Source organism: Thioalkalivibrio sp. ALJ24, from assembly GCF_000377785.1.
In the GTDB taxonomy this organism is placed as follows: domain Bacteria; phylum Pseudomonadota; class Gammaproteobacteria; order Ectothiorhodospirales; family Ectothiorhodospiraceae; genus Thioalkalivibrio.
In genome coordinates this window covers 403,953-425,662 of record NZ_KB898724.1, presented here as the reverse complement: position 1 = coordinate 425,662, position 21,710 = coordinate 403,953, and the positions used below count along the sequence as shown (strand labels likewise).

Genomic DNA, 21,710 nt, shown 5'->3' with positions numbered 1-21,710 from the left:
CCTCCGGACCGAGCATCCCAACATGTCCCAGAATCCCCTGCGTTGCGCCGCCGTCGGTGTCGGCCATCTCGGCCGCTGGCATGCGGCCAAATACGCCGCCCTCCCGGATACCGAGCTGGTGGCGGTGGCCGATGCCGACCCCGACACCGCCCGCCGGATCGCCGACGAACACGGCTGTGCGGCCGAGACCGACCACCGCGCGCTGATCGGCCGGGTGGACGCGGTCTCCATCGCCGCGCCCACCACCCTGCACTACGCGATCGCCCGCGATTTCCTCGACGCCGGCTGCCACGTGCTGGTGGAAAAGCCGATCACCGCGACGCTGGACGAGGCCGAGGCCCTCAATCGGCTGGCCGAGGAACGCGGGGTGGTGCTGCAGGTCGGGCATCTGGAACGCTTCAACGCCGCCCTGCGCCAGCTGACCGAGAATCCGCTGCACCCGCGCTTCATCGAGTCGCACCGGCTGGCGCCGTACAAGCCGCGCGCGACCGACGTCTCGGTGGTGCTGGACCTGATGATCCACGACATCGACATCATCCTCGCCCTGGTGGATTCGCCGCTGGCCGAGATCCGCGCCTCCGGGGCCCGGGTCCTGACCGGCGACATCGACATCGCCAATGCGCGCCTGGAATTCGAGGACGGCTGCGTGGCCAACGTCACCTCCAGCCGCATCAGCACCAAGTCCGAGCGGCGGATGCGCATCTTCCAGTCGCATGCCTACGCGTCGGTGGATTTCCAGAACCGCATCCTGTCGTTCAACCGCCTCGGCGATGTCGATCCCGAGACCGGCGCCCCCGACATCCACCGCGACGAACGCGTGTTCGAAGAGGCCGACGCGCTGCTCGCAGAGATCCGCGCGTTCGTGGCCGCCGCGCGCGGCGACGCCCCGGTGCTGGTCAGCGGCCGCGCCGGTCAGCGTGCGCTGGAGACCGCCAGCCGCATCACCGAGCTGGTGCAGGCCAACCTCAACGTGATGGGCCGCGCGGATGGCCCGCACACTTCTCTCGAACCGGCAACAGGAGCCCGCCCGTGATCCCCATGGTCGACCTGCAGCGGCAGTACCAGTCGCTGCGTACCGAGATCGATGCCGCCCTGCAGGAAGTCCTGCAGGGCGCCCGTTTCATCCTCGGACCCAATGTCCAGGCGCTGGAAGAGGAGCTGGCCGACTACCTCGGCGTGGAACACGCCATCACCTGCGCCTCCGGCACCGACGCCCTGCAGCTGGCTCTGCACGCCGCGGGCGTCGGACCCGGTGACGAGATCATCACCACGCCGTTCACCTTCATCGCCACCGCCGAGGCCATCCGCTACCTCGGCGCCGAGCCGGTGTTCGTGGACATCGAGCCGCGGACCTTCAATCTGGACCCGGAGCAGATCGAGGCGGCGATCAGCCCGCGCACCCGTGCCGTGCTGCCGGTGCACCTGTTCGGCCAGCCGGCCAATCTGCCGCGCATCCGCGAGATCGCGGAGCGCCACAAGCTGCTGGTCATCGAGGACTGCGCCCAGTCCTTCGGCGCGAGCATCGACGGCGCACAGACCGGCTCCACTACCGCATTCGGGGCGTTCAGCTTCTTCCCCAGCAAGAACCTCGGCGCCTTTGGCGACGGCGGGCTGGTGACCACCTCCTGTCCGTCCTCGGCCGAGGCCCTGCGCCGCCTGCGCAACCACGGCTCCAGCGTCCGCTATTACCACGACGAGATCGGCTACAACTCGCGCCTGGACGAGATGCAGGCCGCGATCCTGCGCTGCAAGCTGCCGCACATCGACCACTACAACGCCGAGCGCCGGCGCGTGGCCGCGCGCTACAGCGAGGGCCTGAAAGGTCTGCCTGTGGAGACCCCGCACGAGGACGGGATCGGCGTGCACGTGTATCACCAGTACACCCTGCTGACCGACCACCGCGAGGCGCTGATGAGCGCGCTCACCGAGGACGGCATCGCCAACGCGATCTACTACCCGGTGCCGTTGCACCAGCAGAAGGCCTTTGCCGAGCCCGATGGCGAACCCGAATCGCTGCCGGTGACCGAATCAGTGGCCGCGCGCTGCCTGTCCCTGCCGATTTTCCCCGAGCTGGAAGACGCCCAGGTCGATCGCATCGTCGAACGGATCCGCCGCACCCTGGCATGAGCCGGGAAGTCGTCGTCTGCGCCGGGGAGACCTCCGGCGACGCCCTGGGCGCGGGGCTGGTGCGGGAACTCTCCGGGCATGCCGACGACCTGCGTTTCTCCGGGATGGGCGGCGAACGCATGCGCGCCGCCGGCGTCGACACCCGCATCGACGTGGAAGAACTGGCGGTGGTCGGGCTGGTGGACGTGCTGGTGAACTACCCACGGCTGCGGCGGCTGTTCCGCCGCATGTGCGGTCACCTCGAGACCACCCGCCCTGCATTGCTTGTACTGGTCGACTACGTCGAATTCAACCTGCGCCTGGCCGCGCATGCCAAACGCCTGGGCATCCCGGTGCTGTTCTACGTCAGCCCGCAGCTTTGGGCCTGGCGCAGCGGTCGCATCCGGCGCATCCGCCGCCACGTGGATGCGATGGCCGTGCTGTTCCCGTTCGAGACCGCGATCTATGAACGCGCCGGCGTTCCGGTACGCTATGTCGGCAACCCCCTGGTCGACCGCGTGCAGGCGCCGGAACCGCCCCTGCGCGAACGCCTGGGCGTGGCAGCCGATACCCGGGTGATCGGCCTGCTCCCGGGCAGTCGCAGCGGCGAGCTCAAGCGCCACTGGCCCCTGCTTCTGGAGATCGCGCGGCGGCTGCACCATCGACATCCGGATCTGCGCTTCGCGGTGGGTCTGGCCCCCGGGGTCACCCCCGAGCGGCTGGCCGGACTGGCGCCCTCACATGGCGAAGATTCAGAGCCCGGCGGCGCACCGCCGCTGGACTACGTCGGGGGCGAGGACGGTACCCACGCGGTGATGGCGGGTGCCGACCTGCTGCTGACCGCCTCCGGTACCGCCACCCTGGAGGCCGGCCTGCTGCGCGCACCGATGCTGGTGTTCTACCGCATGGGCGCGCTGTCGCATTTCGTGTTCCGCCGGCTGGTGCACCTGGAGCACATCGCGCTGGTCAACATCGTCGCCGAGGAAGGGGTCGTCCCCGAATACCTGCAGCACGACGCGAACCCGCAACGCCTAACCGACGACGCCGACGCCCTGCTGCGGGAACCGCAACGCCTGGAGGCGATGCGCGAGCGCCTGTCGCGGGTACGGGAAAGACTGGGCGACGGCGGCGCCGATCGCCGCGTGGCCGCGGCGGCCGCCGAGATGCTGGAGCACGGACACCTGCTGCCCGCCGACTGACGCGCCGTACGGGGTCAACGCGTTTGTCCCTGGTTCGCCGGCAAGGCGGCCCCTGCATGCCGGGGCCCGACACATGCCCCGTGCGATCAGTGCTGGCGACCGCCGCGCAGGATGCCGCGGCGCGAGCCCTGGACGAAATGGATCAGGTCACGCACCTCGGGGATGTCGGTCTCCGCGAGCATCTCGTCGAGATGCGACTCGCGTCCGGCGCGCCCGCGCATGCCGCGGATAAACACCCGATGCAGACCCTGGATCGCCTCGTCGCTGAACCCGTTGCGGCGCAGCCCGATCTTGTTGATGCCGATCAGCCGCGCGTAGTTGCCACTGGCCAGGCAGTACGGCGGCAGATCGCGGTTGAGGGCCGAGCCCATGCTGGTGAAGGCAAAGGTCCCCACGCGGCAGAACTGGTGCACCAAGGTGAAACCGCCCAGGGTGGCCTTGTCATGGATCTCCACGTGCCCCGCCAGCGAAGTGGCGTTGGAGAAGATGATCTCGCTGCCGATGGTGCAGTCGTGGGCGATGTGGACATAGGCCATGATCAGGTTGTCATGACCGATCACCGTCTCGCCCAGGCCCTTGGCGGTTCCCCGGCTGAGGGTCACCGATTCGCGGATCACGTTGCGGTCGCCAATCACCAGCCGGGTGGGCTCCCCACGATAGCTCGTATCCTGGGGCTCCTCGCCGATCGAGGAGAACTGGAAGATGCGGTTGTCGCGACCGATCTCGGTGGGACCGTTGATCACCACATGCGGCCCGACCCGGGTGCCCGCGCCGATCTGCACGTTGGGGCCGATGACCGAGAACGGCCCGACCTCCACCGAGCTGTCCAGCTCGGCGCTGGGATGGATGTCCGCACGCGAGTCGATCACGCCTCGATTTCCTTGCCCGCACACATCAGTTCGGCGGTGGCGCAGGTCTCGCCGCCGACTTTCGCCTCGGCGTCAAAACGCCAGATCCCGCGCACCGTGCGCGTCAGTTCCACCCGCAGGTCCAGCTGGTCGCCGGGGACCACCTGGCGACGGAATCGCGCCTCGTCGATGCCCACGAACAGGTAGAGCTGCTGCTTGTCCTGATTCTCGCCGCGCGCCTCCTCGGTCTTGAAGGCCAGCAGCCCGGTGGCCTGCGCCAGCGCCTCCAGGATCAGCACCCCCGGCATCACCGGCTTGACCGGGAAATGCCCCTGAAAGTACGGCTCGTTGATGCTGACGTTCTTCAGCCCCACCAGATGCTCGCCGGGTTCGCACTCCACCACTCGGTCCACCATCAGGAACGGGTAGCGATGGGGGAGGTACTGCATGATCTGCTGAACGTCGAGGGCATCCACGGGGCGTATCCTGTGTTCTTGTCTTGTTGTTGTGCCGGGCGTCCTCGGATGCCCCGCTGCTTTCAGTCGCGCGCGCGCCGACCCAGGCGCCGCAGCCGGGCCAGGGTCCGGTTCCACAGCCGGGCCTCCTGGTGGGGCACCCCCGAGGCGTAGTGCCCGGGCCGGTCGATGCTGCGGGTCACCAGGGTCATCGCATGGATCGTCACGTGATCGGCAATCCGCAGATGCCCGAGGATCCCTGCCCCGCCACCGATGGCGCAGTGCCGGCCAATGCGGGCGCTGCCCGCGATCCCGACACACCCGGCAATCGCCGTATGGTCTCCAATCTCGACGTTATGGGCAACATGAACGAGGTTGTCGATCTTCACACCATCACCGAGGCGGGTATCCTCCAGCGCCCCCCGATCGATGGTCGAATTGGCCCCGATCTCCACGTCGTCGCCCACGCGGACCCCGCCCACCTGCTCGATCTTGAGCCATGCCCCGTCCTCCGGGGCAAAACCGAAACCATCGGCCCCGAGCACCGCCCCGGCATGCACGATGCAGCGCTCGCCCAGCACCACCCCATCCAGCACGCAGGCCCCGGGGTGCAGGAAGGTCCGCGCCCCGATACGGGCATCGCGGCCGACGTACGCGCGCGCCCCCACCACCGCGCCCGCCCCGACCCGGGCCCCGGCGGCGATCACCGCCCCCGCGCCCACGGCCGCCTCCGGATCCACCTGCGCGGACGGATCGACGCTCGCCGATGCCGCCACGCCCGCCTCGCGCCGGCGCGCGTTCGCGGCCAGCGCCTGACTGATGCGGGCGTAGGCGGGATAGACGGATGCCACACGGATGCAGGCGGCGGTCGCCGGCAGCCTGTCGCCAGGGAGATCGGCGGGCACCAGCAGCGCCCCGGCATGTGATTGCGCCAGACCGGGTGGCGGATCATCGGCCCGCATCACGAACGCCAGCCGATCCTCAGAGGCCCGCTCGGGCGTCGCCAGCCCGCGGATCCGGCGGCCCGGATCCCCCTCCAGTTCGCCCCCGACCAGACGCGCGAGGGTCGCGGTATCGATGCCGTTCGGGTCAGTCACTCTGCATCGCGGCCAGCACGTCGTCGGTGATGTCCACGCGATCCGAGGCGTAGAGCACGTTGCGCTCGGTCAGGATCACGTCGATGTCGCGCTCGCGCGCCAGTTCCGCGATGGCATCGTTGATGCGCCGCTGCAGCCGCGACAGTTCCTCGTTGCGGCGCACGTTGAGGTCCTCCGAGAAGCTCTCCTGAGCACGCCGGAACTCGCGCGAACGCGCCGAGAACTCGCGTTCCAGCGAGGCCCGGTCGGAGGGGTCCATCATGTCCCCCTCGCGCTCCAGACGGTCGCGCATGCGCTGCAGTTCCTCGCGCTCGGCCACCAGCTCGGAATCGCGCGGGGAGAACTCCTCCTCCAGCTCGCGCATCGCCTGTTCGGCCTGGGGCGAGTCCTCGAGGATCCGGTTCATGGTCACATAGCCCACGGTCTGGGCACCGGCCGCGGCGGGTACCGCCATCCAGCCGGCCAGCACCAGTGCCAGGCCGATTCCGCCCGTTATCCAGGCCTTCATGCCTCCTCCCGGGGCGTCGCCGCCCCTCAGAATCCCGCACCCAGCTGGAACTGGAAGCTCTGGGTGTCGTCACCCGGCTCGTCGTTCAGCGGCTCGGCCACGCTGAAGCTCAGCGGCCCCACCGGCGAGAACCAGGTCAGGGCCACGCCGGCCGCGGCGCGCAGTTCGCCGGCATCGAAATCGCCCGGGTCATTGAACACGTTGCCGGCGTCCACGAACGTGCTCATGCGGATGCCGTCGTTGTCCACGGCGAACGGGGCCGGGAAGAACAGCTCGCCGGACAACGTGGTGCGCAGACGTCCGCCATAGGGATCGTCGTTCTCGTCCCGGGTCGCGGGCTGGCCGTTGCGCAGCGGGCGCAGGTCGCCCAGCCGGTTGTCCTCGTAACCACGCACCGACCGGATCCCGCCGGCGAAGAACCGTTCGAAGAACGGCAGCTCGTCACTGCCAAAGCCATCACCATAGCCAACGCCACCGGAGAACGAAAAGGTGAACCGCTCGCTCAGGCGGAACAGCTCCTCGCCCGAGTAGGTCAGCTTGTAGAACTCGCGATCACTGCCCGGGATCGCCAGCTCCGCACTCACGCGATGCCGCCGGCCCTGAGTGGCAAAGGTGGTGGAATCACGGGTGTCGTGGATGTAGCTGGTCTCCAGCTTGAACAGGTTGGCGGTATCGCCGAACTCGTCCAGCTCGTCGCGGATCTCCACCGGGGTGCCGGTCCGTCCCCCGGTGTGGTCCACGGTATTGACCGCGATGTGCTCGAAGCCGGGACGGATCCGCAGCCGGTCGACTTCCGACAGCGGGATGCCGTAGGTCACGTTGAAGCCGTAGCGGTCGGTGGAATAGCGCGAGATGTTGGCCTCCTCGGCATCGACCTCGCGGTAGAACACCGAGAACCCGCGACTGGCACCCGCCGGGGTGTAGTGCGGGTTGGTCAGGTCCATGCGGAACACCCGGTTCACGTCAGAGGTACTGATCTCCGCGGAGAAACGGTTCCCGGTGCCGAGGAAGTTGTCCTGCGAGATCGAACCGGACAGCAGCAGGCCCTGGTTCTGCGAATAGCCGGCGCCCAGCGACAGCGCGCCGGACTGGCGTTCGGTCACGCTGATGTCCAGGTCCACCTCGTCGTCCGACCCCGGCACCCGCCGCGTCTCGACGTTGACGCTGGCGACGAATGGCAGGCGCTGCAGCCGCACCCGCGAACGTTCGATCAGCGCGCCGTTGTACCAGGCCGACTCCATCTGCCGCAGTTCGCGCCGATAGACGTTGTCCTCGGTGTTCTCGTTGCCCGAGATGTTGATGCGGCGCACGTAGACCCGCGGACCCGGGTCCACGAAGAAGGTGACCGTGACCTCGCGGTTGTCCTCGTCAACGTCGGGCACCGGGTTCACGTTGGCGAAGGCGTAGCCCTCGCGCTCCAGGCGTTCGGAGATGCGCTCCGCGGATTCGGTCACCTGACTGCGCGAGAACGGCTCGTCCAGGTCCACCTCGATCAGCGAACGCAGTTCGTCCTCGGGGATCACGAACTCCCCGGCCAGCTCGGTCCCGACCAGGGTATAGGGCTCGCCCTCGTCCACGTTGATCGTGATGAACAGGTCCTCACGGTTGGGCGACAGGGTCACCTGAGTGGAATCGACATCGAACTCGAGGAAGCCCGAATCCAGATAGCGCGAGCGCAGGGTCTCGAGATCCCCGGAGAGTTTCTCGCGCGAGTAGTCGTCGCGGCTGGAGAAGAACTGCCACCAGCGCGGCACGCCGGACTCGAAGTCACCCAGCAGCTCGCGGTTGTCGAAGGCCTGGTTGCCGACCAGGTTCACGCCGCGGATCTTTGCCTGCGGACCCTCGGTGATGTCGATGTCGACATCCACCCGGTTGCGCGGCAGTTCCTGGATGTCGACGTCGATGGCCACGTTGTACCGCCCGCGGGCGAAATATTGTTCGCGTAGTTCGTTCTCGATGCGGTCCAGCAGTGTCCGGTTGAACACCCGGCCGCTGCGCAGTCCGACCGATTCCAGCGCCTCCTGCAGGCCCTCGTCCGGGATCTCGTCGTTACCGGAGAAGCGGATCTCGTTGATCGCCGGGCGCTCGGAAACGATCACCACCAGCACGTCGCCGCGGCGGGCAAGCTCAACGTCATCAAAGAAACCGGTGCGGAACAGTTCGCGGATCACCTCCGGGGTCTGGCTGTCGTCGAAGGTGTCGCCGACCTCGACCGGGAGATAGCTCAGGGCGGTCCCCGCGGTGATGCGTTCCAGCCCCTCGATCTCGATGTCCTCGATCTGGTAGGCCTGTCCCCAGGCCGGGCCCGCGAGGGTCACCAGCCCGAGCAGGGCCCATCCTTTCAAGCTATGTCGCGCCATGCTGTCCGCCAGGTGGAGGGCGTCCGGCACCGGTTCAGGTCAGCCGAACAACCGTGTCAAGTCGTTGTAGAAGGCGAGGATCATCAATGCCGCGACCATGAGCAGACCGATCTGCTGTCCCACGATCTGGGTGCGCTCCGACACCGGACTGCCCTTCACGGCCTCGGCCGCGTAATACAGCAGGTGCCCGCCGTCCAGCATCGGAATCGGCAGCAGATTGATGATCCCCAGCGACACGCTGACGATCCCGAGAAATCCGAGAAACGCGGAGATCCCGATGACCGCGGACGTGCCGGCAAACTCCGCTATGGTAACCGGTCCGCTGATGTTTTTGACCGAGGCCTCGCCGGTGATCATGCGCCACAGGATCCCGAGGGTCAGCGTGGTCACCTCCCAGGTCCGCACCACGCCGGAGCCCGCGGCCTCCAGTGGGCCCTGACGCACGATCACGCCGAGCTCGCGCATGCCCGGCTGATCGGTGTCGACGCCGGCGCCGATCCGCCCGATGGTCCCCTCGTCGGTCTCCACCGCATCCGGCGTCAGGGTCACCTGCTGCCGGGCCCCGTCGCGCTCCAGCGTGACCTCCAGTTCGGTACCGGCGCGCGCCTGGATCCGTTCGACCCAGTCGCTCCAGTCCTCCACGGTGTCGCCGTTCATCGCCACTACCCGGTCGCCGGGTTGCAGCCCGGCGCGGTCGGCCGGCGAGCCGGACTCGACCTCGCCGATCCGGGGCTCCAGCTGGGGCCGGTAGGGGGCGATGCCCAGACGATCGAGAAACTGGCCCTCGCCCAGCAATTCCGAGCGCGCACCCAGATCCAGCCGCCGTTCGACCTCGCGACCGTCGGCGTCGCGCACCACGAGCGGCACCGTATCACCCCGTACGGCATGGTCAAGCAGGCGCAGGTTGGCCTGCTCCCAGTCGGTCACCTCGCGCCCGGCGATGCGCACGATCTCTTCGCCGCGCTCGAGGCCGGCCTGCGCCGCCGGCGAGTCCGGAGTAATCTCGCCCACCACCGGCCGCACGCCGCCGACGCCGATCATGAACATCAGCGCGAACACCGCGATGGCCAGCAGGAAATTGGCCCCCGGACCGGCCAGCACCACGAACGTACGCGCCCCCAGCCCCTTGCGGTCGAAGGCACGGTGCTCCTCGCCGGGCGGGACTTCGCTCTCGCGCCCGTCGAGCATCTTCACGTAGCCGCCCAGCGGAATGGTGGCCACCATGAACTCGGTTCGATCGCGACCGAACCGGCGGGACCAGAGCGGTCGCCCGAAGCCCACGGAGAAGCGCAGGACGCGCACCCCCATCAACCGGGCGGCGAGGAAATGGCCGTACTCGTGCACCGTGACGAGCACCCCGATCGCCACGACAAACGCCAGCAGGCTGGTCAGAAATCCCGTCACACCGCTTCACGCCCCCGCATCTCGAGCCAGTCCCGCGCGTGCGCCCGTGCGCGCGCGTCGGCATCCAGTACGACTTCCAGCGTATCCGCGGGTTCCGGCTCCACGCCTTCCAGCGTCGCCTCGATCAATGCGGGAATGCCATCGAACGCCAGCGCCCCGTCGAGGAAGGCCTCGACCGCCACCTCGTTGGCGGCATTGAGCACCGCGGTGGCCGTCCCGCCCTTTTCCAGCGCACGCTGGGCCAGGCGCAGGGCCGGATAGCGCGTGGCGCAGGGCTCGGAGAATTCCAGCGCCCCCATGCTCAGCAGATCCAGCGCCTGCACCCCCGACTCCATGCGCTGCGGCCAGGCGAGGGCATGGGCAATCGGCGTGCGCATGTCGGGATTACCCAGCTGCGCCAGCACCGAACCGTCCTCGTAGGCGACCATGGAATGCACGATGCTCTGGGGATGCAGCACCACCTGGATGCTCGAGGGCGGCACCGCGAACAGCCAGCAGGCCTCGATCAGCTCCAGCCCCTTGTTCATCATGGTCGCCGAGTCCACCGAGATCTTGCGGCCCATGTCCCAGTTCGGGTGGGCACAGGCCTCGTCCGGCGTGATATCGCCGAAGGTCTCCAGCGCCCGCTCGCGAAACGGCCCGCCGGAGGCGGTCAGCCAGATGCGGCTGGCCCCGTGCGGGGTCACCGGATCGGCGCAGGTGTAGCCGTTCGGCAGGCACTGGAAGATCGCGTTGTGTTCCGAATCGATCGGCAGCAGCCGGGCACCGGAGCGGCCCACCGCGTCCATCAGCAGGGCGCCCGACATCACCAGCGCTTCCTTGTTCGCCAGCAGCACCCGTTTGCCATGCTCCGCCGCCGCCAGGGTGGGCAGCAGCCCCGCCGCGCCCACGATGGCTGCCATCACCGCATCCACCTCGGGCGCTCGGCTGACCTCAACCAGCGCCTGCGCTCCACCGCGCACCTCGGTGTCGCAGCCGGCCGCGGCCAGGCAATCGCGCAGCGCGTCGGCCGCTTCGGGCTCAACCATCACCGCAACCCGCGGACGGAATTCGAGGCACTGCGCCACCATGCGTTCCACGTTGCGTTGGGCGGTGAGCGCGTACACCTCGAAGCGCTCCGGCTGCCGTGCTACCACGTCCAGGGTGCTGAGCCCGATCGAGCCGGTGGAGCCGAGGATGGTGATCTGTTGCTTGCTCATGGGATGCTCGCGAATCGGTGCGCCCCGCGCCCTGCGTTCAGATGGCGGGTGTCGGCCACAGCTGCAGCCAGTAGAGTCCGCCCGCCAGCACCGGCGCGGCGGCCAGGTGACTGTCCACCCGGTCCAGAATACCGCCGTGCCCCGGGAGCAAGGAACCGCTGTCCTTGGCCCCGGTGCGGCGTTTGAGAATGCTTTCGAAAAGGTCCCCCACCACCGAGATAAGCCCCACCACCAGCGACAGCAGGACGAACGGGAGAGCGTCCATCGGGTCCAGATCCGTGGCCACCGCAACCAGCACTGCGAACACGAACACCATGGCCATGCCGCCCATCAGCCCCTCGCGGGTCTTGCCGGGGCTGATCTCGGGGGCCAGCGTGGTCCGGCCGAAGCGGCGCCCGGCGAAATACGCCCCGGTATCCGCCAGCCCGATCATCACGATCAGGTAGACCACCAGCAGCGGTTCAATCCGGTGCAACGCGAGAATGGCCGCCCCTGCCGGGATGATCATCAACAATCCCGCGATCTGCAGCAGCGGCCGCCACACGGCATCCCGTGCGGTGTCCGGATGATAAAAAGGCAGGGACAGCGCCGCCGCGCCCCACACCACCACGCCCAGCAGCACCAGCGCCAGCTCCGCACCGGCACCGCCCAGCGGCGCGGCCAGGGCGATCCCTGCGACCACCGCCGCGGTCCAGGCCACGCGTGTGCCGGTCCCCGGTAGCTGCGCCAGGGTCGCCCACTCCCAGGCCGCCAGCCCGAGGGTTGCGGCCACCAGGATCAGCACCGCCCAGGCCGGCCCCCAGGCGATCAGCGCCAGCGCCGGCAGCCCCAGCGCACTGGCCGTGATCACCCGCTGCTTAAGCATTCACCGCCTCGCCCTGCGTCCCGGGGACACCGCCGAACCGCCGCTGGCGCCCGGCATACCATTGCAGCGCCCGCTCGAAATCGTCCGTGGTCATGTCCGGCCAGAGGGTATCGACAAACAGCAGCTCGGCGTAGGCCGCCTGCCACAGGAGGAAGTTGCTGATGCGCTGTTCTCCCCCGGTGCGAATCAGCAGGTCCACGTCCGGCAGCCCGGCGGTGCTCAGGTAACGCGCAAGCCCGGCCTCGTCGTCCGCGCGGGCTTCATCGCCCTGCGCCCGGGCCCAGCGCAGCGCGGCCTGCTGCATGTCCCAGCGCCCGCCATAACCCAGTGCGATCACCAGTTCCAGACCACCGTTCTCCGCGGTGCGCCTCTCGGCCTCGCCCATCCGCTGCTGGAGTTCATCCGGGAATCGGGCACGCTCACCGATGAAACGCAGGCACACGCCCCGTTCCAGCAGTTCCGGGAGTTCTCCCTCGATCGCGGAGACGAACAGATCGAACAGCGCCTCCACCTCTTCGCGCGGGCGGCGCCAGTTCTCGCTGCTGAAGGCGAACAGGGTGAGCGCCCGAACGCCGCGTTCACCGAAGAAGCGCACGGCTTCACGGGTCGCGCCCAGCCCCTCGCGGTGACCGGCCGCCCGTGGCTGACCGCGGGTCTCGGCCCAGCGGCCATTGCCGTCCATGATTACCGCCACATGGGCGGGCAACACGGCATCGACGGCGGTCATGGTCGGATCCGGATCCGGCATGACGCGTTCCGTCAGACCTCCATCAGCTCGTTTTCCTTCTCGCCCAGCATCTTGTCGATGCGGGCGATGTGATCGTCCGTGAGCTTCTGGATCTCGTCCTGTGCGCGTTTCTCGTCGTCCTCGGAGATCTCCTTGTCCTTGACCTTCTGCTTGAACACGTTGTTCGCGTCGCGGCGGATGTTGCGCACCGCCACCCGCGCGCCCTCGGCCTCGGACTTGACCACCTTGACCAGCTCACGCCGGCGTTCCTCGGTCAGCGCCGGCAGCGGCACGCGGATGACCATGCCCTGCGACGAGGGATTGAGCCCCAGATCCGAGGTCATGATCGCCTTCTCGATCTTGCCGATCATGTCCTTCTCGTAGGGCTGCACTGCCAGCGTACGGGCATCCTCGGCATTCACGTTGGCCACCTGGTTCAGTGGCACCTCGGTCCCGTAGTACTCGACGTGCACGTGATCCAGCAGGCTGGGGTGGGCACGTCCGGTGCGGATCTTTCCCAGTTCCGCACGCAGCGATTCCAGCGTCTTGTCCATGCGCTCGCGCGCATCCTTGATCGTCGCATCTGTCATTGCCTGGATCCCTCGACCAGGGTTCCTACCGATTCGCCCATCACCAGGCGCTGCAGGTCCCCCTTCGCAAACATGTTCATGACTCGTATCGGCAGCTGGTTGTCACGGCACATCACCAGAGCGGTGGTGTCCATCACGCCCAGCCGGCGTTCCAGCGCATCGTCGAACGTCAGCCGGTCGAAGCGCCGGGCATCCGCCTGCGTGACCGGATCGGCATCGTAAACCCCGTCGACCTTGGTCGCCTTGATCATCAGATCGGCGTTGATCTCGATCGCCCGCAGGCTGGCGGCCGAGTCGGTGGTGAAGAACGGATTGCCGGTCCCGGCGGCGAACACCACCACGCGACCCTTCTCCAGATGTCGCACCGCCCGACGGCGGATGTAATCCTCGCAGACCTGGTTGATGCGGATCGCCGACATCACCCGGCTGAACCGCCCGGCCCGTTCGATCGCATCCTGCAGCGCGAGGGCATTGATGACCGTGGCCAGCATGCCCATGTGATCGCCGGTCACGCGGTCCACGCCGCCCTCGGCCAGCCCCGCGCCGCGGAAGATATTGCCGCCGCCGATCACGATGCCGACCTCGACCCCGCGCCGGGACAGTTCACAGACCTCCTCGGCCACCTGCGACAGCACCGCCGGGTCGACACCATAGTGGTGTTCTCCGAGCAGGGCCTCTCCGCTCAGCTTCAGCAGGATGCGTCGGTAGGCGGGCTGCGTGTCCTGGCTCATCGGGCTCCTTTCTCGGGCTGGAACGGGTAAATCGGGGCGGAACGGAATCCTGTTACGAAATCCGGTTGCAGAAAAAGGGCCGGACCTCCCGGTCCGGCCCGTCGACTCAGGCTCCGCGGGCCTGCGCCATGACTTCTTCGGCGAAGTTCTCGGTCTTCTTCTCGATGCCCTCGCCCACCTCGTAGCGGACGAAGCCGGTGACCTTCGCGCCCTTCTCCTTGAGCAGGTCGCCCACGGTCTGGTCGGGGTTCATCACGAACGCCTGCCCCACCAGGGTAATCTCGCCCAGATATTTGCGGATCCGGCCTTCGATCATCTTTTCGATGATATTCTCCGGCTTGCCCGACTCCTCGGCCTGGGCCTTGAACATCGCGCGCTCCTTCTCGAGCATTTCCGCCGGCACCTCGTCCTCGTCCACGCACACCGGATGGCTGGCGGCGATGTGCATGGCGATGTGCTTGGCCAGCTCGTCATCGGCCTTGTCCAGCGCAACCAGCACGCCAATGCGTGCGCCGTGCTGGTAGGCACCCAGCGAACCCTCGGCATTGAGGCGTTCGAAGCGGCGAACCTGCACGTTCTCGCCGACCTTGGCGACCAGCTGGGTGCGATGCTCTTCCAGCTTCTCGCCCTCGACCTCTTCGTTCATCAGGCCATCCACGTCGGAGGCCGAGGTGTTGAGCGCGGTCTGCGCGCAGCGCGTGGCGAACGCACGGAAGTTGTCATCGTTGCCAACAAAGTCGGTCTCGCAGTTGACCTCCACGATCACCGCGCGGTTGCCCTCGCTGACGATCTCCACGCGACCTTCGGCGGCCACGCGGTCGGCCTTCTTGTCGGCCTTGGCCATGCCGGACTTGCGCATGGCCTCCACGGCGGCCTCGAGATCACCATCGGTCTCGGTGAGGGCCTTCTTGCATTCCATCATGCCTGCGCCGGTGCGTTCGCGCAGTTCCTTAACCTGGGCAGCAGTGATTGCCATCGGTAATGACTCCTGAAATGTCTTGCGGGGCCGGCCGCGGGCAGCGCGACCGGCCGGTTGCATCAAGCCTGGTCGGCGGCCTGGGCTTCGGCGGCTTCGGCCTGACCGAACGCCTCTTCGCCGGCGGCGGTGGTCATCGTGCCCTTGGCTTCGATGATGGTGTCGGCGACCGCGGCGACATACAGCTGGATCGCGCGCATCGCGTCATCATTGCCCGGGATCACGTAGTCCACGCCATCCGGCGGGTTGTTCGAGTCGACCACGGCGACCACCGGGATGCCCCGCTTCTTCGCCTCGTTGACCGCGATGCGCTCGTACCCGACATCGATCACAAACATGGCGTCCGGCATGCGGTTCATGTCCTTGATGCCGCCCAGGCTGCGATCGAGCTTGTCCTTCTCGCGACGGCGGGACAGGGCCTCGCGCTTGTTCAGCACCTCGAAGGAGCCGTCGGCGTCCATGGTCTCGAGATCCTTGAGACGCTTGATCGACTGCTTCACGGTGCTGAAGTTGGTCAGCATGCCGCCCAGCCAGCGGTGGGTCACGTGCGGCATGCCGGCGCGGCGGGCCTCTTCGGCGACCACGTCACGCGCGGAACGCTTGGTGCCGACGAACAGGATCTGGCCGCCATCGGCCGCGACCTTGCCAAGGAAGTTCAACGCATCGTTGAACATCGGCAGGGTCTTTTCCAGGTTGATGATGTGGATCTTGTTGCGCTCGCCGAAGATGTACGGCGCCATCTTGGGGTGCCAGTAACGGGTCTGGTGGCCGAAATGGACGCCGGCCTCCAGCATCTGACGCATGGTCACGAGGGACATTGAGTATTCTCCTGTTGTACGGGTTAGGCCTCCACGCATCCCGGCCTGAAACCGGCTCGCCCGAGCGAACCAGCACCCGACAGACCGTGTCGATACGTGTGTGGATTCAGGTTTGTGAACTCCGCTCAATTGCCAGCGAAGCGCGCGCTTTATAGCATAGAACGGTTATTCGAACCAAGCGCGCACGGCCCTCGGGGGGCCCTGCGCGCCCCGCCATGCCGCGACCGGAGACCACCATGTCCGTCACCATCAAGACCCCGGAAGAGATCGAACACATGCGCGTCGCGGGCCGTCTGGCGGCCGAGGTCCTGGAGATGATCGAGCCGCACGTGGTGGCCGGCACCACCACCGACGAGATCGACCGCATCTGTCACGACTACATCGTGAACGAGCAGCAGGCCACTCCGGCGCCGCTGAACTATCGCGGCTTCCCCAAATCGGTCTGCACCTCGGTGAACCACGTGGTGTGCCACGGGATTCCGGGCGAGCGCACGCTGAAAAACGGCGACATCATCAACATCGACGTCACCGTCATCAAGGACGGCTTCCACGGCGACACCAGCCGCATGTTCACCATCGGCAAGCCGAGCATCCAGGCGCAGCGGGTGATCGATGTGGCCCGCACCGGCATGTATCTCGGCATCCAGCAGGTACGCCCCGGCGCGACCCTCGGTGACATCGGCCACGCGATCCAGACCTATGCCGAGAAGCAGCGCTGCTCCGTGGTGCGCGAGTTCTGCGGCCACGGCATCGGCCGCAATTTCCACGAGGATCCGCAGGTCCTGCACTACGGCAAACCCGGGACCGGAATGGTGCTGGAGCCCGGCATGTGTTTCACCATCGAACCCATGGTCAACGCCGGCAAGCGCCACACGAAAGTCCTGGCCGATGGCTGGACCGCGGTCACCAAGGACCGCAGCCCCTCCGCTCAGTGGGAGCACACCCTGCTGGTGACCGAGGACAGCTACGAGATCCTTACCCTGCGCAAGGACGAAACCCCGCCCCGCGAGCTCGCGGCCTGAGCTGTCTGATGACACACGCCGCCGCACCGGAATCCGCCCCCGGCGATGACTACCAGGCCCTGAGCCGGCATCCCGGGGACATCCCGCGTTTTCGCGAGTACCGGCGCGCGCTGGTGGACCGGCAGTACCAGGGATTTCGCGACGGCGTGGCGATCGAAGAGCTGATCTTCGGTTATGCCCGCCGCATCGACGAACTGCTGTGCCTGATCTGGGCCCAGTTCGGGCTGGCCGGCGACCCGCGCCTGTGCCTCGTGGCGGTGGGGGGCTACGGGCGCGGCGAGCTGCACCCGGCCTCCGACATCGACCTCCAGATCCTGGTCGAGGACCCGGAACGGGACCCCCGCCTGGACGAACGCCTGGGCGAATTCGTGACCTTCCTCTGGGACATCGGCATCGAGGTGGGACACAGCGTACGCAGCATCGCCGACTGTACCCGCGAGGCGCGCGACGACATCACGGTGGTCACCAACCTGATCGAATCCCGCTATCTCAGCGGCAGCCTCGCCCTGTTCAACGAGTTCCGCGCGGCGATCGAGGCCGACCGGGTGTGGGACTCGCGCAGTTTCTACGCCGCCAAGCTGGCCGAGCAGCAGGCCCGCCATCGCCGTTTCGGCGAGACCGCCTACCGTCTGGAACCGAACGTCAAGGAAGGTCCGGGCGGGCTGCGCGACATCCAGATGATCGGCTGGGTCACCAAGCGTCATTTCGGCGCCGAACGGATCGAGGAACTGGTCTCGCTGGGCTTTCTGCGCGAGGGCGAATACCAGGAGATGGCGGAGGGACAGAATTTCCTCTGGCGAGTGCGCTTTGCCCTACACATGCTGGCCGGACGCCGCGAGGACCGCCTGCTGTTCGACCTGCAGCGTCAGCTGGCCAGCACCTTCGGTTTCGTCGATCAGAACCAGAATCGTGCGGTCGAGCAGTTCATGCAGCGCTATTTCCGCACCATCAGCGACCTGGAACGGCTCAACGAGCTGCTGCTGCAGCATTTCAACGAGGCGATCCTGGACGACCCGGAACAGCTGCAGGAGCCCGACCGCATCCATCCGCGCTTCCAGGTCCGCGGCGGCTATCTCGAGGTCGCCCACGACCAGGTCTTCATGATCTACCCGCCGGCGTTGCTGGAGGTGTTCCGGATTCTCCAGCAGTACCCGGAAATCCAGGGCATCCGCGCCTCCACGGTGCGCCTGATCCGGGCGCACCGACACCTGATCGACGGCCATTTCCGCCGCAACCGGCTCAACCGCGACCTGTTCATGGCGATCCTGCGCGCCCCGCGCGGCATCACCAGCCAGCTGCGACGTATGAACCGCTACGGCGTGCTGGGCAACTACCTGCCCGCCTTTGGCCGCATCATCGGGCGCATGCAGTACGACCTGTTCCACGTGTACACGGTCGACGAACACACCCTGCACGTGGTGCGCAACGCCCGCCGCCTGGCGCTGCCCGAGTTCGCTCACGAACACCCGCTGGCCAGCGAGATCCACGCCGGCCTGGAACGCCCCGAACGCCTGGTCCTGGCCGCGCTGTTCCACGACATCGCGAAGGGCCGCGGCGGCGATCACTCCGAACTCGGGGCGCACGACGCCCTGCATTTCTGCCAGCAACACGGGCTGTCCGAGACGGACGCCGGGCTGGTGGCCTGGCTGGTGCGCTCGCACCTGCTGATGTCGCTGACTGCCCAGCGCCGGGACATCTCCGATCCCGACGTGGTGATGGAGTTCGCCCGCGAGGTGCGTACGCGGGAGCGCCTCAATTTCCTCTATCTGCTGACCATCGCCGACATCCGCGGGACCAACCCCGAGATGTGGAACAGCTGGAAGGATTCACTGCTGCAGACCCTCTACCATGCCACGCGCAATGTCCTCGACCGCGGACTGGACCGCCCGCCGGACCTCGAGGAGCAGATCCGCCAGACCCGGGACGAGGCCCTGGAACTGCTGGCGCAACAGGACATCGATGCACAGCGCGCGGACAGCCTGTGGGAACGCCTGGATGACGAGTACTTCCTGCGCCATTCGCCCGACGAGATCGCCTGGCACACCCAGGCCCTGCTGAACAACGATCTCGACGATCTGCCGCTGGTCCTGGTGCGCCCGCGTACCTCGCGCGGCAGCACCGAGGTCTTCGTCTACGCCGAGGATCTCCCGCGGCTGTTCGCACGGATCACCGCCGCGCTGACCCAGCTGGGTCTGGACATCGTGGATGCCCGCATCATCACCACCGCCGACGGCCACAGCCTCGACACCTTCCTGGTGCTGGAGGGCGCCGGCCAGACGGTGGAATCGGGTTACCGCACCGAGGAGATCTGCGCGACCCTCAACCACGTCCTGCGTGAGGGCCCGGAGATGCCCGCCCCGGTGCAGCGCCAGCTGCCGCGCCGTCTGAAGCACTTCGACGTGGATACCCGGGTGGATTTCGAGGAAGAGTCGCCCACCGGCACCACCCGCATGCGCATCCGTGCGCTGGATCGGCCGGGTCTGCTCTCCACCATCGGACATGTCCTGAGCGAGCACGACATCGACATCCGTACCGCCCGCATCGCCACCGCCGGGGAACAGGTGGAGGACAGCTTCACCCTCACCACCGACGGTGACCGCCCGCTAACCACGGAGGAATGCGAACGCCTGCGTGCGGCGCTGGTGGAGGCTATCCGGGCGTCGGCGCCCCCGTCGGCGGAGCCGCTCCCCGCAGGGGCAGGGGGGCAGGGATCGGGCTGAGCTGCCCGCCGCCCGTACCCGAATCCGCGCCCGCACCGGCCTGCTCGCCCAGCAGGCGCGATTCGAAATCGGTCAGCACGCTGAATTCCACCCGCCGCGACGCCTCGCGGTCCTCGCGACCCTGCGCGTCCAGCACCCGGCGCGAAGACGACATCCCCACCGCCGCGACCCGGTCACGGAACCAGTCTTCCCCGCGCAGGCCGTCCAGCCCCCAGGCGAACTCCAGCACCGAGCGGGTGCGCCGCTGGCTCAGGTCCATGTTGGCGAAATAGGCCTCGCTCGCGTCCTCGGCGCCGGCCCACTCGCTGGAAGTATGCCCCTCGATGCGGACCTCGCGGATCACCCCGGCAAACGGCCGCAGCCGTTCCGCATAACGCGGCATGAAGTCCTCGAGGATGGTCTCGAAGCGCGGGCGGATGCTCGCCGAACTCTGTTCGAACAGCACCTCCGGCTCGCGGAAGCTGAGGGTCAGATCCTCGCGGTCGAGTTCGGCGTTCCAGCGCTCCAGATCCTCCGCGAACTCGTCCGCCAGGGCCGCGTGGATCGCATCACGCAGCGCCAGCGCCTCGCTGCGCGTCTCCTCCTGCGCCGCCTGCGAGCGTTCGACCTGCACCATGTGCAGCACCGCGATGAACAGGAAGATCATCATCAGTGCGGCCATCAGGTCGGCCACCGCCAGCCACTGCGAGCCCTGCTCGGAGGCGGTGTCCCCCGTGGCGGGCCTGTGCCGGGCGAACAGCCGTCGCAGGATCACGAACGACCCCCGGCCACCGCCATGCTGCGCTCGCCATCCGACGACCAGCGGGCCTGCGCCGCCCGTCCGGCCTCGATCGCGTTCTCGAGGCTTTCGAGCATGCCCTCCAGCCGCGCATCCATCGCCGGGAAGGCCTCGGTCGCACGGTCACGCAGCGCCGCGATGGAACCCAGCAGAGCCTCCAGCTCCACCGTCTCGCGGCGCAGGCTGGAAAGCGTCGATTCCTGATCCTCCACGTGCCGGGTGATACGGAAGGCCTGATCGGTCAGCTTCTCCAGACTGGCGCCGGAGTGCTCCATGCCCTCGCGGGCCTGATCGAAGGCCCGCCGCAGTTCCTCCATCTGGTCGCGGTACTGCCCCTGCCACTCCAGCAGGCGGCCCACCGAGGCATCCAGGCGGCGGAAATTCTCGCCGAACTGTTCGCCAAGGCGGGTGTTGAAGTCGCGGATCACCTGCTCCAGGGCGGCCACCAGATGGCCGCTGCTCATCTCGCTCATGCGTTCGGCCAGGCCCTCCAGGGCCTCCAGGGTCTCGCGATGCTGGCGCTGCTGACGCTCCTCCAGGCCGCGATCCATGGCCTCCAGCCGCTGCGCCACCGCCTGCATCGCATCACGCTGTTCACGCAGCAGCTCCGGCACCAGGGTCGGATCCTGTGGCAACGCGTTGCCGCCCGCGGCGCCCTCGCCCCCGGCCACATCCGGATCATTCCCGGCCGCCGGCTGGGGACGCAGCACCTGCAGCAGGCGCAAAAGGGCCGCCAGCGCTATGCCCACGATGCTGGTGACGAAGGCCAGCTTCAGCCCTTCCAGCAGGGCCGGCACCGACGCCTCCACCCGTGCCGCATCGAAATCCAGCAACCCGATCGCCACCCCGAGGAACGTCCCGAGGATGCCCAGCGTGGTCAGCAGCGCCGGGGCCGCGGCCTGCAGTCGGGCCGCGCGACCCAGCACCATCGCCCCCAGCGCCAGCCCGAAGAGGACCAGCAGCCCGAGGGAAAACGCACCGATCACCGTAATCGGCGTCAGCGCCTCCAGCGCCCCCAGCAGGGTGCTCGCCAATCCATCCAGCCACTGTGTCATGCTTGCTCCTGTCGCGGCGCGGCGATGCACGCCGGCCGTGCCGGTTTACCGGAACCGGAGCAAGATCCGGACCACCCATTCGTCGCTGCGGAGGCCCTCCGAACCGACGGACATCCGACACTCGCAACCACCGGACACCCCCGGACCCTCCGATGCGTCAACAATCCGTCGAGCCTGTACCACCCAACTGAGGCGCTGCGGCCGCTGACGCGCTTCCACTACACTCTGAGGGGAAATGCTTCGCGCACCGGA

20 protein-coding genes are annotated in these 21,710 nt (G+C 67.8%); 5 read left to right on the top strand and 15 right to left on the bottom strand.

The window, feature by feature from the left end; genetic code table 11:
• The first annotated feature begins 22 nt into the window (after positions 1–22).
• Genes D571_RS0102005 through lpxB form a run of 3 tightly spaced genes read left to right on the top strand, consistent with a single transcriptional unit; the run spans position 23 to position 3,305 of the window.
• The gene (locus tag D571_RS0102005) at positions 23–1,033 is read left to right on the top strand and encodes a Gfo/Idh/MocA family protein (protein WP_018935006.1); all 1,011 of its coding nucleotides are present in this window, start codon (positions 23–25) and stop codon (positions 1,031–1,033) included.
• Positions 1,030–2,127 carry a DegT/DnrJ/EryC1/StrS aminotransferase family protein gene (locus D571_RS0102000; protein WP_018935005.1) on the top strand — a complete coding sequence of 366 codons (1,098 nt, stop codon included), beginning with the start codon at positions 1,030–1,032 and terminating at the stop codon, positions 2,125–2,127. The genes D571_RS0102005 and D571_RS0102000 overlap by 4 nt, the downstream gene beginning before the upstream one ends.
• Entirely contained in the window at positions 2,124–3,305 is a 1,182-nt protein-coding gene (gene lpxB, locus D571_RS0101995; RefSeq protein WP_018935004.1) for a lipid-A-disaccharide synthase, read from the top strand. Before D571_RS0102000 ends, lpxB begins: the two co-directional genes overlap by 4 nt.
• Before the next feature lie 86 nt (positions 3,306–3,391).
• On the opposite strand, the gene lpxA is transcribed toward lpxB, so the two are convergent.
• The 13 genes from lpxA to rpsB form a co-directional block, all read right to left on the bottom strand.
• Entirely contained in the window at positions 3,392–4,174 is a 783-nt protein-coding gene (lpxA, locus tag D571_RS0101990) for an acyl-ACP--UDP-N-acetylglucosamine O-acyltransferase (protein WP_018935003.1), read from the bottom strand.
• Entirely contained in the window at positions 4,171–4,629 is a 459-nt protein-coding gene (fabZ, locus tag D571_RS0101985) for a 3-hydroxyacyl-ACP dehydratase FabZ (RefSeq protein ID WP_018935002.1), read from the bottom strand. Before fabZ ends, lpxA begins: the two co-directional genes overlap by 4 nt.
• 62 nt (positions 4,630–4,691) lie before the next feature.
• Positions 4,692–5,705, bottom strand: coding sequence for a UDP-3-O-(3-hydroxymyristoyl)glucosamine N-acyltransferase (gene lpxD / locus D571_RS0101980; RefSeq protein ID WP_018935001.1), 1,014 nt, complete (start codon positions 5,703–5,705; stop codon positions 4,692–4,694).
• Positions 5,698–6,213, bottom strand: coding sequence for an OmpH family outer membrane protein (locus D571_RS0101975; RefSeq protein WP_018935000.1), 516 nt, complete (start codon positions 6,211–6,213; stop codon positions 5,698–5,700). Before D571_RS0101975 ends, lpxD begins: the two co-directional genes overlap by 8 nt.
• 26 nt (positions 6,214–6,239) lie before the next feature.
• The gene (bamA, locus tag D571_RS0101970) at positions 6,240–8,573 is read right to left on the bottom strand and encodes an outer membrane protein assembly factor BamA (protein WP_026287508.1); all 2,334 of its coding nucleotides are present in this window, start codon (positions 8,571–8,573) and stop codon (positions 6,240–6,242) included.
• A gap of 39 nt (positions 8,574–8,612) precedes the next feature.
• Positions 8,613–9,977, bottom strand: coding sequence for an RIP metalloprotease RseP (gene rseP, locus D571_RS0101965; protein WP_018934998.1), 1,365 nt, complete (start codon positions 9,975–9,977; stop codon positions 8,613–8,615).
• The gene (gene ispC / locus D571_RS0101960) at positions 9,974–11,176 is read right to left on the bottom strand and encodes a 1-deoxy-D-xylulose-5-phosphate reductoisomerase (RefSeq protein ID WP_018934997.1); all 1,203 of its coding nucleotides are present in this window, start codon (positions 11,174–11,176) and stop codon (positions 9,974–9,976) included. Before ispC ends, rseP begins: the two co-directional genes overlap by 4 nt.
• Positions 11,177–11,213: 37 nt before the next feature.
• A complete protein-coding gene (locus D571_RS0101955) occupies positions 11,214–12,041 on the bottom strand; it encodes a phosphatidate cytidylyltransferase (protein ID WP_018934996.1) in 828 nt (275 codons plus the stop codon).
• Positions 12,034–12,789, bottom strand: a complete 756-nt coding sequence (uppS, locus tag D571_RS0101950; protein WP_018934995.1) for a polyprenyl diphosphate synthase — start codon at positions 12,787–12,789, stop codon at positions 12,034–12,036. The genes D571_RS0101955 and uppS overlap by 8 nt, the downstream gene beginning before the upstream one ends.
• 11 nt (positions 12,790–12,800) lie before the next feature.
• On the bottom strand, positions 12,801–13,358 hold the full coding sequence (gene frr / locus D571_RS0101945) for a ribosome recycling factor (RefSeq protein ID WP_018934994.1): 558 nt from the start codon (positions 13,356–13,358) through the stop codon (positions 12,801–12,803).
• Entirely contained in the window at positions 13,355–14,089 is a 735-nt protein-coding gene (gene pyrH / locus D571_RS0101940; RefSeq protein WP_018934993.1) for a UMP kinase, read from the bottom strand. The genes frr and pyrH overlap by 4 nt, the downstream gene beginning before the upstream one ends.
• A gap of 106 nt (positions 14,090–14,195) precedes the next feature.
• Positions 14,196–15,065, bottom strand: a complete 870-nt coding sequence (gene tsf, locus D571_RS0101935) for a translation elongation factor Ts (RefSeq protein ID WP_018934992.1) — start codon at positions 15,063–15,065, stop codon at positions 14,196–14,198.
• A gap of 62 nt (positions 15,066–15,127) precedes the next feature.
• Positions 15,128–15,883, bottom strand: coding sequence for a 30S ribosomal protein S2 (gene rpsB / locus D571_RS0101930; protein WP_018934991.1), 756 nt, complete (start codon positions 15,881–15,883; stop codon positions 15,128–15,130).
• 236 nt (positions 15,884–16,119) lie between these two features.
• Between rpsB and map the strand changes: the two genes are divergently transcribed.
• Complete coding sequence (gene map / locus D571_RS0101925; protein ID WP_018934990.1) at positions 16,120–16,905, top strand: type I methionyl aminopeptidase; 786 nt, start codon at positions 16,120–16,122, stop codon at positions 16,903–16,905.
• An 8-nt stretch (positions 16,906–16,913) separates the two neighbouring features.
• On the top strand, positions 16,914–19,625 hold the full coding sequence (gene glnD, locus D571_RS0101920; RefSeq protein WP_018934989.1) for a [protein-PII] uridylyltransferase: 2,712 nt from the start codon (positions 16,914–16,916) through the stop codon (positions 19,623–19,625).
• Here the strand turns inward: glnD and D571_RS0101915 are convergent.
• Together D571_RS0101915 and D571_RS0101910 are read right to left on the bottom strand one after the other, a co-directional pair.
• Positions 19,555–20,379 (bottom strand): OmpA family protein, encoded by an 825-nt coding sequence (locus D571_RS0101915; RefSeq protein WP_018934988.1) that lies wholly within the window; start codon positions 20,377–20,379, stop codon positions 19,555–19,557. The genes glnD and D571_RS0101915 overlap by 71 nt on opposite strands.
• Positions 20,376–21,458 (bottom strand): hypothetical protein, encoded by a 1,083-nt coding sequence (locus D571_RS0101910; protein ID WP_018934987.1) that lies wholly within the window; start codon positions 21,456–21,458, stop codon positions 20,376–20,378. Before D571_RS0101910 ends, D571_RS0101915 begins: the two co-directional genes overlap by 4 nt.
• Positions 21,459–21,710 lie beyond the last annotated feature (252 nt).